The 17845-nt window shown below is 46.9% G+C and carries 15 protein-coding genes and 1 pseudogene; 3 read left to right on the top strand and 13 right to left on the bottom strand.

What is annotated here, in order from left to right; translation table 11 throughout:
* Nucleotides 1-4: 4 nt before the first annotated feature.
* The 3 genes and pseudogenes from R5H20_RS02285 to R5H20_RS02275 form a co-directional block, all read right to left on the bottom strand.
* Nucleotides 5-926 (bottom strand): annotated as a pseudogene (locus tag R5H20_RS02285) (extracellular solute-binding protein).
* A 2-nt stretch (nt 927-928) separates the two neighbouring features.
* Nucleotides 929-2923, bottom strand: a complete 1995-nt coding sequence (locus R5H20_RS02280; protein WP_224254449.1) for a hydantoinase B/oxoprolinase family protein — start codon at nt 2921-2923, stop codon at nt 929-931.
* Nucleotides 2923-4983, bottom strand: a complete 2061-nt coding sequence (locus tag R5H20_RS02275; protein WP_006640171.1) for a hydantoinase/oxoprolinase family protein — start codon at nt 4981-4983, stop codon at nt 2923-2925. Before R5H20_RS02275 ends, R5H20_RS02280 begins: the two co-directional genes overlap by 1 nt.
* Before the next feature lie 416 nt (nt 4984-5399).
* Here R5H20_RS02275 and R5H20_RS02270 point away from each other — a divergent pair, with 416 nt between their 5' ends.
* The gene (locus R5H20_RS02270) at nt 5400-6164 is read left to right on the top strand and encodes a T7SS effector LXG polymorphic toxin (protein ID WP_006640170.1); all 765 of its coding nucleotides are present in this window, start codon (nt 5400-5402) and stop codon (nt 6162-6164) included.
* Nucleotides 6165-6335: 171 nt separating this feature from the next.
* On the opposite strand, the gene R5H20_RS02265 is transcribed toward R5H20_RS02270, so the two are convergent.
* The 10 genes from R5H20_RS02265 to R5H20_RS02220 all read right to left on the bottom strand — a co-directional run bounded on the left by R5H20_RS02265 (nt 6336) and on the right by R5H20_RS02220 (nt 16043).
* The gene (locus tag R5H20_RS02265; RefSeq protein ID WP_006640169.1) at nt 6336-7850 is read right to left on the bottom strand and encodes an FAD-dependent monooxygenase; all 1515 of its coding nucleotides are present in this window, start codon (nt 7848-7850) and stop codon (nt 6336-6338) included.
* Nucleotides 7851-7869: 19 nt separating this feature from the next.
* Nucleotides 7870-8682 carry a serine/threonine protein kinase gene (locus R5H20_RS02260; RefSeq protein WP_006640168.1) on the bottom strand — a complete coding sequence of 271 codons (813 nt, stop codon included), beginning with the start codon at nt 8680-8682 and terminating at the stop codon, nt 7870-7872.
* 6 nt (nt 8683-8688) lie between these two features.
* The gene (locus tag R5H20_RS02255) at nt 8689-8856 is read right to left on the bottom strand and encodes a hypothetical protein (RefSeq protein ID WP_167373806.1); all 168 of its coding nucleotides are present in this window, start codon (nt 8854-8856) and stop codon (nt 8689-8691) included.
* A gap of 319 nt (nt 8857-9175) precedes the next feature.
* Nucleotides 9176-10612 carry a glycoside hydrolase family 1 protein gene (locus R5H20_RS02250; RefSeq protein WP_006640166.1) on the bottom strand — a complete coding sequence of 479 codons (1437 nt, stop codon included), beginning with the start codon at nt 10610-10612 and terminating at the stop codon, nt 9176-9178.
* Between the two features lie 61 nt (nt 10613-10673).
* Nucleotides 10674-11396, bottom strand: a complete 723-nt coding sequence (locus R5H20_RS02245; RefSeq protein ID WP_006640165.1) for an AAA family ATPase — start codon at nt 11394-11396, stop codon at nt 10674-10676.
* Nucleotides 11397-11485: 89 nt separating this feature from the next.
* Nucleotides 11486-12310: an ABC transporter ATP-binding protein gene (locus R5H20_RS02240; protein WP_034326611.1), complete on the bottom strand. Its 825-nt coding sequence runs from the start codon at nt 12308-12310 to the stop codon at nt 11486-11488.
* 10 nt (nt 12311-12320) lie between these two features.
* Entirely contained in the window at nt 12321-13319 is a 999-nt protein-coding gene (locus tag R5H20_RS02235) for a FecCD family ABC transporter permease (RefSeq protein WP_006640163.1), read from the bottom strand.
* Entirely contained in the window at nt 13316-14314 is a 999-nt protein-coding gene (locus tag R5H20_RS02230; protein WP_034326564.1) for a FecCD family ABC transporter permease, read from the bottom strand. Before R5H20_RS02230 ends, R5H20_RS02235 begins: the two co-directional genes overlap by 4 nt.
* Nucleotides 14315-14380: 66 nt before the next feature.
* Nucleotides 14381-15322: an ABC transporter substrate-binding protein gene (locus tag R5H20_RS02225; RefSeq protein ID WP_006640161.1), complete on the bottom strand. Its 942-nt coding sequence runs from the start codon at nt 15320-15322 to the stop codon at nt 14381-14383.
* Nucleotides 15323-15491: 169 nt separating this feature from the next.
* Entirely contained in the window at nt 15492-16043 is a 552-nt protein-coding gene (locus R5H20_RS02220) for an NAD(P)H-dependent oxidoreductase (RefSeq protein ID WP_006640160.1), read from the bottom strand.
* Nucleotides 16044-16286: 243 nt separating this feature from the next.
* Here R5H20_RS02220 and R5H20_RS02215 point away from each other — a divergent pair, with 243 nt between their 5' ends.
* Nucleotides 16287-17120, top strand: a complete 834-nt coding sequence (locus tag R5H20_RS02215) for a transporter substrate-binding domain-containing protein (RefSeq protein WP_051056709.1) — start codon at nt 16287-16289, stop codon at nt 17118-17120.
* A 12-nt stretch (nt 17121-17132) separates the two neighbouring features.
* A complete protein-coding gene (locus R5H20_RS02210) occupies nt 17133-17816 on the top strand; it encodes an amino acid ABC transporter permease (protein ID WP_006640158.1) in 684 nt (227 codons plus the stop codon).
* Nucleotides 17817-17845 lie beyond the last annotated feature (29 nt).

Genomic DNA, 17845 nt, shown 5'->3' with positions numbered 1-17845 from the left:
CCACCTATTTTCCGCCAAGTACTTGATTCCAGCGATTTGTCCAATCGCTTATTTTTGTCGTTGCAATTTCATAATCAACCCATTTTAAATTGCTGTAATAAGCCGGCCCAGCTTGCGAGGGCTGCAACCGCGCCTTCCTCAGGGTAGGCAAAACCTACGTCCAGACCGGCATCCTCAAGAGAATAGGCCCGGCCGTCCCAAAAAGGAACAACCCACGCGTCCCCGCGCTCTAGAAGCGTTTGAATCGAACCGGGGTTATCAGGATATGCCGTCACATTTTTCTTCAAATCCGCTAAACTATTGAACGCTTTATCCACATCTTTTTTATTCGATTCCAAGCCGCCTTGCGCATTAATTAAACCGGCAAAAAATTGGAGGCCGGCCGAATAAGTCGGGGAAGAAACGGCGACATGCCCCTGATAGCTGCTGTTCCAAAGGTCGGTCCATCGTTTCGGCTCTTGCGGAACAAGATCCTTTCGGTACGCAATACCGAGCTGCCCCATGCTGAACCCTGCCGCATATTGCTTACCGTCAACAGTGAATCGCTTTTGAACGGAATGATACAAATCTTTTATATTCGGAACTTTCTTCTGGTCAATCGGCTGCAGCAGCCCTGCTGACTGTGCCCGCTGAATTGAATCCGGCTGCAAAATCAAAAGATCATATGGAGCATTTTGTCCATTCGACGCTTTAAGCTTTGTGAGCCACTCAGAGTCTGTCCCGGAAACAACTTTGACTTTCAGCCCCGTATCTTTCTCAAATCCTTCAATGCTCGGCTTGATATGTTTTTCCCAATCACCGCCATATACGCCGATTACAACGGTATCGGATTTTTTATTCCCCTGGCCGCCGCTGCCGCCACATGCCGAAAGAAGCAGCATACTGATAAGAGACAGAATAAACAAAGCAGATATTTTTCTTTTCATTGTTATCTCTCCATTTTCGCATTATTTTTTACTCCCAGTTTCTCAAAAACAGCTGCAACAGCCTCTTTGCTGACCGGGCTGCGGCCTTTTTTCAAAACATAATCATGGACCAGATGTTTAACATGGGATCTTTGATTCGCCGGAAGCTTTCGCAACATTCTGGCCAGAGCTGTACTGGCCTCTTCGGTCCAGCGCTGTTCGTATTCCTCCCTTGCCCTGCCAAAATCCCAATGCTTCCTTGCTCTTCCTGCTTTCTCTCTTCTGATTTGATTCGTTTTTTCATCATCTATGCTGAGACGGCCGCTTTCATTTTTCCTCAGTGCCACGCCGTAGCGCTGTAAAGCGGCCTCCTCACTCAGCAGTTCTTCTTCAACTTCTTTCAACACCAGTTCGGCCTTCCGGATGAACGGATCACCCCATCCGCCGCCCCCGGGAGATTGAAGATTGACGATGTCCCCTTGTTCCAGCTTCAATACATCAATCTTCGGCATCATTTTTTCATCGGACTGACCCGGGTGAAGCCGGACGCGGCCCAGAGACCCTGCCTTTCCTCCGGCAAGTCCCCAAGGCTGAAAACGCAGGCGCTCCATTCCTCTGGCGGTTACGATCGATTCGGGTGCAACCGCTTCAAACTCCAGTCCAATCGCATGGCCGCCGCGGTGCAGGCCCGCTCCGGCAGTGTCTTTGACGAGCTCATAACGGTGAACATAAATATCAATATGCTGTTCCAAGCTTTCTATCGGCGTGTTTTTTAAAAATCCAGACGCATGGTCGATTCCGTCGGCTCCGTCCATATCATGCTGTCCGCCTCCTCCGCCGCCCATCGGTTCGACGACAGACATCTTTCTGCCGCCTGAAGATTCATCAGGCACAGACAGAACAACAATGGCCGACTGGCCGGCACCGGCTGCGGGCACCGCTTCAGGAAGCGCTTTTGCCAGCGCGCCAAGAACAGCATTATACAATCTCATCGTGATGGAGTGACGGATCCCTACCGCTGCCGGATATTCCGGATGAACCAATGTTCCTTTCGGAGCGATGACCTCAATCGGTCTCGTAAGTCCGCCGTTAACCGGAATATAAGGGTCTTCACTAATGATATAATTAATCAAACCTTGGTATAAAAACGAATGTTTTGTTCCGTTTGTTACAAGATTAAAAGCGGTTTGCACCTGCGGGTCGCAGTCAGAAAAATCAAGGGCGATTTTTTCAGCGGCGACTTTTGCCGAAACAGCAAGCCGAATCGGAACGTCCGAGATCATGTCATCATCAAGATAATCTGAAAAGCTGTACGTTCCATCTGGAATGCGGCCGATGACTTTGCCGGCTCTCATTGACGCCTGTTCAAGCAAATCATCCATTCCCTGACGGACGGCATCTTTTCCAAATTTGCCGATCATCGCCTTCAAACGGCTTTCGGCTGTCTTGACCGCCGCAATCATGGCGTTGATGTCTCCTTCATTTAAGTCCGGAACCCTGCTGTTGGCCCGAAGGATTTGCAATACTTCACGATTTTCCTTACCCGCCTTGTAAATTTTCACCGGGGGTATTCTCAAACCTTCCTGGTGAATATCAGTTGCAGTAGGCGAAATGCTGGCCGGAACCATCCCCCCCACATCGCTGCAATGGACGAATGCCCATGCATAGCTGATAATCTCCCCATCGATAAAAATAGGCTTAAAAACGTGAATATCAGGCAGATGAGTCGCCAATCCGTCGGTTGTATAGGGGTCATTCGTGATGACGATGTCCCCGGGTTCAAACGGGCCGCTTTCTTCAATTGCACGCTTTAACGACAACCCCAAAAAGATCGTCACACCCACTGTCTTCGGATACACGAAAAATTCTCCATCAGGTGTAGCCAAAGCAGTCGCAAAATCGGCAGATTCATTTACAAATGTTGTAAAAGAGGTCCGTTCGATGACATGGCCCATTCCCGAGGCTATAGCGTTGAAATAGCTTCTCATCATTTCCAAACGTGCAGGATCTGTACGCATTATCGTCCGCTCTCCTTCCGTTCAATGATAAGGTTTCCCGCTTGATCAGCAGTAACCTGCCAATTTGGCAGAATCAGCGTCGTTGAATCATCCTGCTCAATAATGGCGGGGCCATCGATGCTCTGCCCGTTTGCAAGGGCGCGTCGGTCATAAACATCAGCCTGATATGTTCGGCCTTTTAACATGATCGTCCTTCTGCATGCCGGCTCCGCATTTGAGCCCGTGCAGCGGCTGATTTCTTTTAGTGGCGGTTTTGGCGTTTTTCCTATGATCCTCACGCGCATATTCATCAGTTCAATGCTCGTTTTTTCGTCGCTGTGTCCGTATTGGCGTTCATGGATCAAATGGAAGGATTCTGCAATTTCCGCCTGACTGCTGCTTTCAAGCCATTCCGGTGAAACCGGAAGCTCTATCTCATACGCCTGTCCTTTATAACGGGCGTCAAGCAAGAATAGGAGGGACGTGCCCGCCAAAGACTGTACACGCTGTTCATCAAGCCACTTTTCGGCTTGCTTCGTCAGCTTTGCAAATTCCTCTTTCAATTCGCTCATGGTCATATCTTCAAGCAGCACCTGTCTTGAATAAACAGCATCATAGACAAAGTCTGCAGTCAAAGCCCCCAAAGCCGATAATGTACCGGGGCTCGGAGGAATGAGCACGTTTTTCGCCTGAATTTCCTCCGCCAGAAAATTTGCCGTCACAGGTCCGGCTCCTCCGAATGCCAACAGGCTGAATTCTCTCGGATCAAATCCCCGCTGTTCCATCACATTGCTTAACTCCGTATACATATTGGCAACAGCCACCTGAATCATTTGATCCGCTGCTCCCCGCACATCCGTACCTAAATAAGCGGCGATCGGCCGGAGCGCCTCCTCTGATTTTTCGCAGTAAAGCTTCATTTTCCCGGAAGCAAACCGGGCGGGATTTAAATAGCCGCAAACGAGAAACGCATCGGTAAGAGCGGCCTTTTCCCCTTTTCCATAACAGGCCGGCCCAGGGTCTGATCCGACCGATTCCGGTCCAACTTTCAAAAGTCCCCCTTTATCGATCCAGGCAAAGGAACCGCCGCCCGCTCCAATCGAATACATTGCAACGGACGGAATGGCCACCGGGAAACCGGAGATTTGGTTGGACTGTGTAAGCGCAGCTTTTCCTTCTTCAACGATTGAAATATCTGCGCTTGTCCCCCCGACATCAAACGTGATCACATTGCGTATTCCGGCAGATTCGGCAGCCCGAATCGCCCCGATGACTCCTGCGGCCGGCCCGGAAAAAAGCGTTTTGACAGGCGCCTTTGCAGCCGATTCAATATCCATTAAGCCCCCGTTTGACTGGGTAATAAATGGGGTCGCCGGAATTCCCGCTGTGGCGAGCCTCTCTTTCAGCGTGTCGAAATAGTGCCGTACATTTGATTTTATATATAAATTGGCGACAGACATGACCGTACGTTCATATTCTCTCATTTGCGCCCAAAGCTCTGAAGATGTCACTACCTCCAATTCCGGCGCTTTCTGCCTGATTCGCTCTGCAGCTTGATGTTCGTGCAAAGGGCTGCGGTAGCTGTGCAGGAAGGATATGACGATGCCTTCAAGGCCTTCTTCCAAAACTTTGTCGACTGCTTCATCAACCTCTTTCAAATGGAGCGGAATTTTTTCAGATCCATCATAAAGCATTCTCTCTTTAATCGGAAAAACGTATTTGCGGGGAATAAGCGGCTCAGGCATTCGCGATCTGAAATCATACGGAATCGGAAGGCGCAAACGCTGAAGAGAAAGAATGTCGCGAAAACCTTCGGTCACAAAAAGGGCGATTCTTGCCCCCTTCCGTTGCAGCAGCGTATTCAAGCCAATCGTCATGCCATGCACAAAATAATGAATGTTCGAAGGGTGAATCTCCTTCTCCTTTAACAGAGCTAAACCATTTATAATGCCCCGTGCCGGATCATCCGGAACTGTCGGCGTCTTTACCGCGGTCAGGCTCCCATCTTCCGGATTCAGCAACGAAAGGTCGGTAAAAGTTCCTCCAATATCGATTCCAAGGCGGTATCTATCTGCACTCAAAGCCCGTCTCCTCCCTCTACAAGACAAATTTCGACAAAAATCCCTTATTTTCTAAAATATGTGACTATAATATTAATAAAGTGAAACAAAGTAGTCAAATTTATTTCCTTCATTTTCCCAGTCTTTTTCTCTATCATTTTTTGATTTTAAGATAGCATAAAACACCAATTCTATTATGGTTGTTCACAGTATTTCACATTTTTAACGAATAAAGATACTCTTTCCTAAAACCTGTTTCGGAAAATTGGCCTTCAAAATAACCAGTCTGATAGCTCTCCGGCCAAACAACAGGACAATCGAACCTGTAATTCCTGATCTAAAGGATTCATTTTCATAAAATTTTAGGATTTATTCACCATCTCCCTTTTACAAAGTGGTAAACTCTTCACTAAAAAGATGAGGGAAGGGGATGAAGAATGAAAGTTTATGAAGCAAACTCCCTATTAGCAGCGATGAAGGAGCGGCTGGAAGAGTACAAAAGGTTTAGAGAAGATCTTGTCAGCCTAAAAAAAGCTTTTCAGGGCATAGCCGATTTGGACGACGACTTTCAGGGAAGAGGCGCGGACAACATTAAAGCGTTTTACAAGGATCAAGCCGGTATTGTCGACGACTGGCTCAATCTGGCCGATATGCAGATTCAGTTTTTGAACGGGGTCTCAGGCATGATGGCCGATGCCAATCTTTCGGGCGACACGTTTGTGGACATGGAGTTTCTTGAAAATCAGCTGGCTCACGCCTATCTGAATTCGAAAACGATGGTTTCTGAACAGAAAAAGGAACTCAAAAGCATATTAGAGGAAATCAATGACTTAATTTCCTTAGAGACATTTTCAGCCGCTGAATTCAAACATTATTTAGATGCCGCAAACAAAGTGCTTACAGACACCATTCAAGCGGTCAATGATCTTGACCACTTACTCAAGAGAGAATACGAAGCATCAGAAATCGCACAGCAATTAGCCGCCGCAGACTACTCTGCTTTAATCAGCGCAACCGGCCGGGGAAAAAGCGCCGCTCCCATTCGCTACAATGCCAAAGCTTATCAGGGCAGTGAAGCCTATCAACTGAAACAAAACATACATAAACGGGTTGAAGTCTATATCAAATTAAAAAAAGACCAGGCCGAAGCCCGGAAAATGGCAAACATACATAAAGAACAGGCAAGTCAGACAATCGTTTGAAAAAGACTTGAAAAGATGACTAAATGGCAAATTGAAACCGCAAGTCGCAGGCCTGCCAGAGGAACAGTTTGCCGCAATGGAGGTGACAGCCTCCGCAGTAAGCATGTAGAAATAGCCGATCATCTGCATCGGATCATTTAAATAAAAAGCTGCCGTTATCCCGGCAGCTTTTCATTTTTGTCCGATTCCAAATGATGATAAATAATTGGACAGCTTAGGAATATCCTGTCTGCTGTCTGCAAGTCCTATGTGTCCATCCGGCCGTACAAGGTAGAGGGTATTGCGCAGAAATCCCGCCTTCCCGCAGGCCGGGTTCCATTTAAACTCATACAGTGCAAGGTTGTGTTTTCCCGCAGTTTCACGCATCTCCTCGGTTGCCTCACCATAGATGTGAATCTGCCAATCAGCGGATATGAGCGGCGCGAAGTTATCAATCCCATCACCGCTGACCCAAGGGAGACGGTCCCCACCTTGAAGCTTCCCGGCCTTTCCCACGCTCAGCGCACTGTCTCGATAATGGATGCGAATTTGTGAGACAGTGTTGAATGCGGCCTTTTTCACCGTTGAAAAACCCAGGAGAAACGGCGCGACATGAGGAATAAGAACGGTCCTGACGAGCCTTCCCGTAAGGTTTTGACCGATGATGGCATGAAAAGCCTTGTCTGTCGTATTGACAAGCTGCCGGGCAAAAGCACGCCGTTCCGTTTCATAGCTGTCCAAAACCGCTTCATTGGCCCGCCCATGAAGAACCGCCGCCAGCTTCCATGCTAAATTAACGGCATCACCGATGCCCGTATTCATCCCTTGGCCGCCCACCGGACTATGAATATGTCCGGCGTCTCCTAAAATAAAAACCCGCCCTTTGCGGAATTTACCGGCCACACGATGATGAACGCGATACGTCGAAAACCAGTTCACACCGTGAATTTTGACGTGGAGCAGATTTTCTATAAATGGAGCAACATCTTCGAACGCCGGCTTCCCGCGGTCTTCCAAGGCCGGGGGGAGAATGCCGATGAATCGGTTTAAACCCGTGCTCCTTACTGGGAACACAATACAAAATCCGTCTTCACCAAGGCACATATTCAGATCATGTTTTGAAGCGGCGTCACCTGATGCTTCCGCATCAGCGACATAAAAGGTGTGCTCATACGTGCCTCCGTGAAAATCGAGGCCCAAACCGCGCCGTACGGTGCTGTGGGCGCCGTCGCACCCGCATAGAAAAGCGGCCTTGACCGTTTCCGTTTTGCCGTTTTTCTTTAGCTCAGCCGCTACATATCCGCCTTCATCAATAAATGAGCTGAGCTCTGTTTCCCATTCAACCTCGATCCCGGACTCCTTTAACTTTTCAAGCAAAAACTGCTCATGTTCATCCTGGGCAAAGCTAAGAACAAAAGGATAAGGGCTTAGTCCTCCTCCCATATCCCCAAGTTCGGCGCGTCCCTTTTCTTTACTGCCTCCGCGAATATGAAGCTCATTGACCTTAATCCCTTTTGCAACGGCTTCATCGGCGATGTCAAGCTGCCGGTAAAATTCAAGTGTACGGGCATGAACCGCCATTGCCCGGGATGTCCGGCCCGGGCCTGAATTTTTGTCAATGATGCGAAGCGGCACCCCGCGCCTTGCAAGATAAAGCGCAAGCACCAATCCTGTCGGTCCCGCCCCGGTGATCAAAATTGAATTCATTCATGACCATCCCTTTTGATTACATATTTTCTTTTATTGCCTGCCCGGAGGTTAAACAGAAGGACTTCAGGTCGGCGATGATATCTTGGGCACTTTCATACGGAGGATCAATCTGCAGCATTTTTCGTAAAACGGCTTTTAGCCCGGGAGATACAGAAAGCTCTTCTTCCCAGCTTTTTTCATCTTTTGTTATAGGTGTATATCCTGAATACAAAAGAAACAGCGTAAAATGCCCCAATGCATAAAAATCGCTTTTCACAGAAACGGACCGCATCAGCCTTTTTTCCGGGTGCCTGTAAACTATCCTTTCACGGTCTGCCAGACTGCAGGCAAGCCCGTAATCGATAATGCGAATGCTTCCTCCCGCGTCAAGAATATTGGGTATTCTCAAATCGCGGTGAATCAACCCGCAGCCATGAATCGAAGAGACGATTTGAAGAACCTCAAGCAATCTTAAAACAGTTTGCCGTTCGTCAAAAATACGGCCTTCATAAAAAATCAAATCTTCGAACGTTTTTCCGTCAATATATTCCATCACGATAAAGCGGTTCCGCCCGATTTTCAATACATCATACAGGCGGGGCGCTGCAGGAGGGGCCAATTTGCTTAAAATCCCCGCTTCCCGGGCAAAAGACTTCCGGCCGCCTTGTGTCCATCCTTTTGTTTTTCGCAGCTGTTTGACGACACAAGGGCCTCCGCCGTCAAGCCGTTCGGCTAAATATGTGATGCCGTAGCTCCCCATCCCCAGAACACGTTTGATGTGATATCGTCCGGCAATTTCTGTTCCCTTTTTTAACGGGCGGTCAAATACCCATCTTAGAACCGTTTTCACAGGAAATCAGCTGCTGTAAAATTTCTTATGTTTTCTTTTGTAATGATGATGACCATAGCCTTTTTTTCTATAATCGCTGCTGCTGTACTTTTTGTTCGGGCGCCTTCCATAGTCGCTGCTGCTGTATTTGCGGTAACTGCTGTTTTTTAACGATTTCAAAAGTTTGCGTAGCACATCCATCCACTCCTTGTCAGGTTATTTTATAACATTCGTTGGGTAAGCTCCTGTATAGGGGTTCCCAGAGGTATAACATTTTTCTTTGTTATGGGAAAATTAGATTTTTCATCTTAAAAACCTTCTTTTCACCCAAAGAAATTTTCAAATCCTCAGCAAATTACATTAGCTATTCTATTTTTTACAAGGGAAAACAAGATTGTCTTCACTTTATATATCGGATCATCTGTAATATCCTCATCTTGTGTTTGATTCGAGTTGCTGCGCCCCAAAATAATGAAGGCGCTGATGCTGTTCAGCGCCTTGCTTTCTCTTTGCTTTAAAGGTTATCTCCGTTCGTCTTAATCACGTCCTGATACCAATAAAAGCTTTTCTTTTTGATCCTCTTTAAGTCTCTTACATGTTCTTCATCTCTGTTCACATAGACAAATCCGTATCTCTTTTGATATCCATTAAGCCAGCTCAATAAATCCGTAAACGACCAGCTGCAGTAGCCGATTAAATCTACTCCGTCGCTCACAGCCTGTTTGCATTGTTCCAGATGGGCGCGCAAATATGCGATTCTGTAATCATCCTGAATCGTGCCGTCTTGTTCAACTTTATCAAATTCTCCCAATCCGTTTTCCGTAATAAATACAGGAAGGTGGTAGCGGCTTGAAATTCTGCGCAGACCGATTCTGAGGCCGATTGGATCAATGGCCCAGTCCCAGTTTGACGTTTCTAAATGAGGGTTCCTTTTCGTTTTATACAAACCCGGCATTCCTGTTTCCTGATTGCTTCCTTTTTGGCCGGTTGTGTTCATTTTCCCTTCTGAAACACCGTCCAGCGGATTCATTTCATAGGTGATGGTCTGATAGTAATTCACTCCCACAAAATCAGGTTTCCCTTTTGCCAACAAATCCATATCTCCATCCGCTATCGTCGGTGCCCAGCCTTTTTCCTGCAAATACTGAAAAGGAATAGCCGGATATGTTCCCCGGCAGTATACATCAAGCCACCAGTGATTTGTGAATTCCTCGGCGTTTTCGAAAGCGAGGATGTCGTTCGGATGGCTGGATAGCGGATAGGCCGGCGAATAAGCAAAGCTTGGCCCGATTTTTCCGTCCGGAACATACCGGCGAAACGAATCTATCGCCTTGGCATTGGCTAAAAATGCGATATGATTGGCTTCATAAAACCGTTTTCTGTCCTTTACTCCCGGAGGATGCATGGCCGTAATAAATCCGTGGTTAAAGTTGTAGTTTTGCTCATTAAGGGATACCCAATGTTTCACCCTGTCTCCATACCGCTTGTAGAGCGCCACGCAGTATCTGTCAAAATCCTCGATGATCCGCCTTGATTCAAATCCCCCGTACTCTTCCATTAAAGCTTGGGGAAGGTCCCAATGATAAAGCGTTAAAACAGGTTCGATGTCATGCGCCAGCAATTCATCAATCAAGCTGTCATAAAATCTTAAACCGGCTTCATTCACCTCTCCCCTGCCTTTTGGAAAAATCCGCGGCCAGCTTACTGAAAAGCGGTATGCCTTCAATCCCATTTCAGCCATCAAAGCGACATCTTCTTTAAAACGGTGATAATGGTCGACTGCAATATCTCCGTTGCTGCCCTTAAACGTTTTACCCGGAATTTTTGTGAATACGTCCCAGACCGAGGCGCCTTTCCCATCCTCGTCCCAAGCTCCTTCCACTTGGTAGGCGGCAGAGGCAGAGCCCCACAAAAAATGTTCGTGAAATGATCGCAAATCCTGATGAATCATATGGTTTCACTCCTATTTGAATTGTTTGCATCTTATCATATCCTATGAAACGCGTTTCACATCAAACATCTTCTGAAAACAGATCGGCAAGAAGCTTTTCGCGATGCTGAAGGAAATATTTTGTCAGCATATAGTGATCGGTATTCTCATAGCTCACTTCAGCAATGTTTTCACCGTCAAAGCTGAAAATCTGCGCTTCCGGATATCCGAGCAAAATCGGGGAGTGGGAAGCAATGATGAACTGGGCTTTCCTGCTGCGGGTCAAATCATGGATGATTTTCAAAAAAGTCAGCTGCCTTGCCGGAGATAATGCAGCTTCAGGCTCATCGAGAAGATAGATCCCTTTTTCGTCAAAACGGTGTTTGAAAAGCGATAAAAATGATTCGCCATGTGACTGTTGATGGAGGGACCGGCCACCATAGCCCCTTAATCCCGGATTTACTTTCTCAATATAAGTCGCAAAATGATAGAAGGATTCAGCACGCAGGAAAAAGCCGTTTGTTGCTTTTGGAAGCCAGGAAAGCCTGATATAGTCTCCCAAGGAAGAGCCTGATGCATGCACTTTATATGTATGATTCCTTCCACCGCCTGCCGTGTTGAATCCGGATTTATCAGCGATTGCTTCAAGCAGGGTCGATTTCCCGGAGCCGTTTTCCCCGACAAAAAACGCAACATTTTGTTCAAAGGTTAATTCATTCAAGTGTCTGATAGCCGGAATTGAAAAGGGATATGTTGAATCATCAGAAATGTTTTCTTGCAGCAAAGTCAGTTTTTTTAAAAACATATGGCATCACCCGCTTAGGCTTTTACTTTTACTGTAACACGACTCTTCTGTTAAAACGAAAAAAGAGGTTTGGCCTGTAAGCTCAAACCTCATCCGTTCATATTTCGCGTTGTTTTTACAAGCGCTCTGCCGCATAATCCGGTCGGCAGACACATCGGCTTTTGGTCGACCGGGCTTTTCATAATGCAGCATTCAAGGCCAAAAACGTCTCGGAACAGCGCTGGTGTAAATACTTCAACAGGAGCTCCGGCGCTGTATACTTTCCCGTCCAATATGCTGATTAAATAATCGGCGTACTGTGACGCCTGATTCAAATCGTGCAGTACCATGACAATTGTACGGCCATGCTCCCGATTCAGTTGTTTTAACAGCTCCAATACTTCGATCTGATGCGCGATATCCAAAAAAGTTGTAGGTTCGTCAAGCAGAAGCAGATCCGTGCCTTGCGCCAAAGACATGGAAATCCAGGCTCTCTGCCTTTGTCCGCCGGAAAGGGCATCAAGCGTCCGATTGCGCAGCTCCTCCATTCCCGTAGCTTGTAAAGCCCAGTCAACCATGTCATGATCTTCTTTTGTATGCTTGGAAAGCAGTTTTTTATGAGGATGTCTTCCGAAGTAGCAAAGCTCCTCCACGGTAAGCCCTTCCGGCGCCTGGGGCGATTGGGGCAAAATCGCCATTTTTTTCGCGATTTCTTTTGACGGCTGCCTGTGAATTTCTTTTCCGTCCAGATACACAGAACCCCTTTCAGGCGTCATGATCCTTGCCAAGGCTTTCAATATCGTTGATTTCCCGCAGCCGTTTGAGCCGATCAGAACGCTGATCTTGCCCTCTGGTATTTCCAAATCAATCTCGTTGATGATTGTCGATGTGTCATAAGAAAGAGTCAGCTTTTCCGCCGCTAGTTTCACCGTCATCATCCTCCTCTCACTTTTTTCCCGCTTCCTGTTTTAGTAAATAAAGAAAATAAGGAGCGCCTATAATCGCAGTCAATATACCGGCCGGTATTTCTACAGGCGGCATCAGCCCTCTTCCAAGGCTGTCAGAGGCCAGCAGTATGATCGAACCCGCAAGCCCTGAAGCAGGGAGCAGATGCTTCGATTTTGTTCCGACAAGCCTTCTGGCAATATGCGGAGCTATTAAACCGATAAATCCGATTGAACCGACGACTGCCACACAGCTGCCGGCAAGGCCGACAGCTGCAAATATTAAAATAAACCTGAGACGGGCCGACCGCTCTCCCAAACCGTCGACAAGCTCATCCCCAAGGGACATTAAATCAAGCTTGGACGCCAAAAGGAAGAGAATCGGCAAAAATATCATCAGCCATGGAGCAAGGAGCTTGATCTCATCCCAGTTCCTTCCCCACAAGCTCCCGGTTACCCAAATCAAAGCGGCATTGACATCCCCCGGAAACTTGACCATCATATATTGCATGCCCGCGTGGCAAACCGCGCCCAAGGCGATTCCAACCAACGCGATCGTTGAAGGCCTGGCATTTTTTTTACGTACGAATATCATTAACAATACAGCAACCAGACCGGCTCCGGCAAATGCAGACAACGGCAAAACGATAAGAGGCGCAGCGGGGAAAATCAGGATGACGATCATCGCCGCCAGGCTGGCGCCCTTCGTTATTCCAATAACATCGGGGGATGCAAGCGGATTTCTGATCACCCCCTGCAAAATCGCACCAGAAACGCCAAGACCGGCTCCGGCCAGAACCGCCAAAACCACCCTTGCAAGCCGGTATTTTTGAATAATAAACTGATATTCGCCGCTGATCCCGAACAGATTTTTCACCACGTCACCAGGTGCGATATAAAGCGCCCCATATCCCATGCTGATGATGACGCAGGCAAGCATGACTAGAAAAAGAAGAATGATCATCATGTAAGGATGTTTAATATGGAGACTCTTTTTCACCTTAAATTCCTCTCTTTCCTCGCCAAATATAAGAAAAACGGAGTTCCAAGAACGGCTGTCACAATACCGACGGGAGATTCATACGGAAAGGCGATAAACCTTGCGAGTACATCGGCGTACACAAGCAGCAGGGCCCCGAACAAAGCGGAAAACGGGATGACGAATTTGTAATTTTCGCCTGCCAGTTTCCGGACGATATGCGGCACCATCAGACCGACAAATCCGATCGGCCCGGCAACGGCGACGGAAGAACCGGCAAGGATCAGGATCAATATGCTGACGAGCGCTTTGATTCCTTTTGTATTTTGGCCAAGCCCTTTTGCCGTCTCATCACCCAATCCAAGAATGGAAACCGCTCCGGAGAAAATGACAGCGAGTCCGATGCCGATGATTGTGAACGGCAAGACAACCGATACATCTTGCCAATTGCTCCCGTCAATCGCCCCGGTCATCCAGTACAGTACATCACCCGCTGATTCGTTCAGGATGATGATCCCCTGTGTAAATGAAGATAGAAAAAGGTGGACGGCCATACCGGTCAGCGCCAGCTTTACCGGCGTCATTCCCCCTGAGGAAGAAAAAGAATACACAATGAAACCTCCGGCTGCCGCACCGATGAGGGCAAAACCGACAGAAGAAAAAGCGTTTAGATGAGGGAACAAAACGATTGAAGCCACCACAGCCAATGATGCCCCCGCATTCACTCCAAATAGCTGCGGAGAAGCCAGCGGATTTCTCGTCATGGCCTGCATCAAAGCCCCTGCCACAGCCAGGTTCGCTCCGACAAAAACGGCGAGCAGCGTTCTCGGAAGCCGAAGGGTCGTGATGATCAGCTGTTCTTTCGAATGATCCCAGACCACCAGCGATTTTAAAGCGGTAGCAAAGCTGATGTGTGATGCCCCGACGGACAAGTTTAAACCGATGCCCGCTATGAATAAAATAAAAGCAGTGATAAAAATAAGAAATCTGTTTGCTGAAACATTCAAATGGCCCACTTCCTTATTGCACCCTTGATAAAACAAGAAGAAGCAAGGAATGGCTCCCGCTTCTTGTTATTTTGATTATTTGCCGTACACTTTTTGGATCAAGTCTTTTGACAGCTTTTCGCTTGAACTGATTCCCCTGAATCTTGTCCAAAGATCGCGGTCAGCGTCGTAAACTTGACCATTTTTGACGGCTTTCAGGTTTTTCCAAATCGGATTGTTCTTCCAGTCATCAACAATCGTATGCCCTTCATTGCTGGATATAAACAAGATATCCGGATTGATTTCGCTCAGTTGTTCCAAGCTGACATCTTTATACGCTTCTTTTGATTGGACCGCATGTTTAAAGCCGAGCTCCTCCATAATCTCCCCGTCATAGGAGGATGACGTATGAATGTTAAAAGAATCAGTCCGGGCAACACCGAGCAGAATCGTGCGTTTTTCGTTTTTAGGCAATTTGCTTTTCAGCCCGTCCATTTGCTTCTGATGTTCGGCTAAGTCCTGTTTTCCCTCTTTTTCTTTATTGAGGGCTTTAGCGATTGTTTGGAAGCCGTCAATCGTTTCTTGATACGTCGCCTCTCTGCTCTTTAGAACAACCGTAGGCGCAATCCCCTTCAGGTCCCGATACACATTTTTGTGGCGCTCAGCGTCTGCAATGATTAGATCGGGTTGAAGAGAACTGATGATTTCCAAATTCGGCTCACTGCGGGTTCCGACCGATGTATATTCGATCGGTCCGCCGACAAGCTTTTCGATCATGTCTTTTTTCTTGTCATCCGCTATTCCAACGGGCTTCACACCCAATTTTGTTACCGCGTCAAGAAAGGACAGCTCCAAAACGACAACCCTTTTTGGGGTTCCGTTTACATGGGCTGTTCCAAGCTCATGCTTAATCTCTCTTCCTTCTCCTTGTGATGCTCCGCTGTTCTCCTTTTGGCCGGAGGAACATCCGGACGCAATGATCAACATCACGGCCAAAATGCCGAACAATATGGATAATTTCTTGCTGTATGTCAACATCCATCTCTTCCTTTTCCGTTTTAATTTAAAATGAGAATCATTATCATAAATAAAAAATATCTAAATTTTTATTAAAAATCTAGGTTTTTTTATTAAAAAAATTAAATTCAGCTGTTTTTGTGCATGAATAAAAGCGGCTGCCAATAGCAGCCGCTTTTCGTTGACCCATTCAAATGGAAAATACTTCTTTTAGGTGAGCATCCAGATCCTCAAGGTATTGGTCAATGTCCGGATTGCTGATGACGTCGTGGACAGAGAAGGTTTTTAAAGGCTTCATTCCGACGAATTCCTGCATTTTATGAAGATGGAACAAAGCTTCATCAAGGCTTTTCCCTTCAAAAAATGTTCCCTCTTTTGAGAATACTTCCTCAGGCGCGTTCCATGTCGTTGAAAACATATATCTTTTATCTATAAAAAGCCCGCCCCGTCCGTAATCTTCCGTTCCTTTATAAAAGAGGCCGTATTCGTATATTTCATCAATGTATTTTTTAAATAATGCAGGCAGACTGAACCAGTAGATCGGCGTCTGATAAATTACGGCATCCGCCCACTTGAACTTTTCATGCTCCTCTGCAATGTCGTACCCGTCTGTGACAACTGTTTTTTTAATATCATATTTTTCGCCAAGCTTGTCCGCCATCGCTGTAAAAAGCGTATGGTTCAGCTTCCCCCTCGCATGCGGATATGCTTCATGTCCGTTGATGATTAAAATGTTTTTCATCATTTCTCATCCTCCTTATTTGCTTATATTGCCCGATATCTTTATGATTCACCTTCGGTTTGCAAAAGTAAAGCGACATGCATTCAGCCTCCCTGTAAACCAAATGATTTTATTTTTTCCCAATACAAAATATCTTATTGCCTATTGCCGGCTTCAGTGCTAAGGTTTACTTGACTAAAGGAATGGCAGGAGGATTTTTCAGTGAATAAAGTTCGCATTTATAAGCCTTTCACATTGCTTTTGATGATGATGGCGTTTGTTTTTATAACGGCTGCATGCAGCACGGCTCAAAACGGAACCCGTGACCAAAAAACGGCCTGGGAGCAACTAAAAGAAAAAGGAAAAATCGTGGTGGCGACTTCAGGGACCCTGTACCCCACTTCATACCATGACACTGATACCGGTAAAGACAAGCTGACCGGCTATGAAGTCGAAGTCGTCCGCGAGGCGGCAAAGCGGCTCGGATTGGATGTCGAATTTAAAGAGATGGGCTTTGACGGCATGCTGACGGCAGTAAACAGCGGACAAGTTGATGCGGCCGCCAATGATATTACCATGACAAAGGACCGCCAGAAAAAGTTCTTGTTTTCCAAGCCTTATAAATATTCATACGGCACAGCGATCGTCCGCAAAAAAGATTTATCAGGCATCCGCACATTAGATGACTTAAAAGGGAAGAAGGCGGCCGGAGCCGCAACGACTGTCTATATGGATATCGCCCGTAAATACGGAGCTGAAGAAGTCATTTACGATAATGCAACAAATGAGCAATATTTAAAAGATGTGGCGAATGGCCGAACAGATGTGATTTTAAACGACTATTATCTGCAAAAGCTGGCGCTTGCCGCAATGCCCGATTTGGATTTGACGATCCACCCGGACTTTAAATATTATCCGCACCAGCAGGGACTGATTATGAAAAAAGGGAATACCGGGCTCAAAGAACAATTTGACCAAACTATCAAGGATATGCTCAAAGACGGTACGATTAAGAAGATATCAAAAACATTCTTTGGCGGTGCCGATGTTTCAAAAAAACAGGATATCGACTTTATTGATGTCGATGTGAACCAATAGAGGGATCTAAGCGTGGGATCTATTCAGTGGGAATACATTTTCAACGCAGAATTAGCCGCTAAATCGTTCCCTTATGTGATGCAGGGTATATGGAATACGCTTTTGATTTCCTTTGCCGGCATGTTTTTCGGCCTCGTTCTCGGCTTTTTCATTGCGCTCGGCCGCATGTCCCGGCTCGCTCTGCTCAGATGGCCGGCGAAGATCTACATCTCATTTATGAGAGGCGTGCCGATATTGGTGATTTTATTTATCCTTTATTTCGGCTTTCCATACATCGGGATTCAATTTACAGCATTGACGGCTGCCCTGATCGGCTTTAGCATTAACAGCGCCGGCTATATAGCCGAAATCATCCGTTCAGCCTTATCTTCCGTTGACAAAGGCCAGTGGGACGCCGGAAGATCGATCGGTTTTTCCAATTGGCAGACGATGCGGCATGTCATCGTACCTCAATCGGTCAGAATCGCCCTGCCGCCTCTGGCGAACGTTATGCTCGATCTTGTGAAGGCGTCTTCTCTCGCAGCCATGATTACCGTGCCTGAGTTATTTCAGCAGGCTAAAATCATCGGCGGCCGGGAATTCGACTACATGACGATGTATATTTTGGTTGCCTTGATTTACTGGGGAATTTGTTCGGTGATCGCCTTGTTCCAGGATTACTTGGAAAAACGGACAGAGGCTTACTTGAAAAAATAACAGCCGCCGCCAGGCCCAAAGCCGGCGGC

Origin of the sequence: Bacillus sp. KICET-3, from assembly GCF_033261025.1 — a bacterium.
GTDB lineage: Bacteria > Bacillota > Bacilli > Bacillales > Bacillaceae > Bacillus > Bacillus sonorensis.
This window is presented reverse-complemented; position numbering and strand designations above follow the sequence as displayed.